This is a genomic window from Niallia sp. MER 6 (assembly GCF_023714395.1).
Taxonomy (GTDB): Bacteria; Bacillota; Bacilli; order Bacillales; family Cytobacillaceae; genus Niallia.
In genome coordinates this window covers 1-282 of the sequence record NZ_JAMAUK010000142.1, presented here as the reverse complement: position 1 = coordinate 282, position 282 = coordinate 1, and the positions used below count along the sequence as shown (strand labels likewise).

At 36.9% G+C, this 282-nt stretch carries 1 pseudogene; it reads left to right on the top strand.

Features of this window, described 5'->3' with window-relative positions:
* A pseudogene (locus M3600_RS28745) lies at window positions 1-282 on the top strand (RNA-guided endonuclease TnpB family protein); the annotation flags it as partial.

The window sequence follows — 282 nt, the reverse complement described above, 5'->3', positions numbered from 1 at the left end:
GCATTGATGTAGGGTTAAACTATCTTGCTGTTGCTATGGTTGGAACAACTTCGTTGTTTTTTAAAGGAAATGAGGCAGCATTTATTCGCAGGAAATATGCTTCGAAAAGACGAGTCCTTGGACAGAATAAAAAGTTGGATGCTATTCGCAAATCCAAAAACAAAGAATCGCAATGGATGAAGGAATTAAATCATGTCATAAGCCGAAAAATCGTAAACTTCGCATTAGAGAACGGTGTTCGTCTAATACGAATGGAAGATTTAACAGGCATTAGAAAAACAG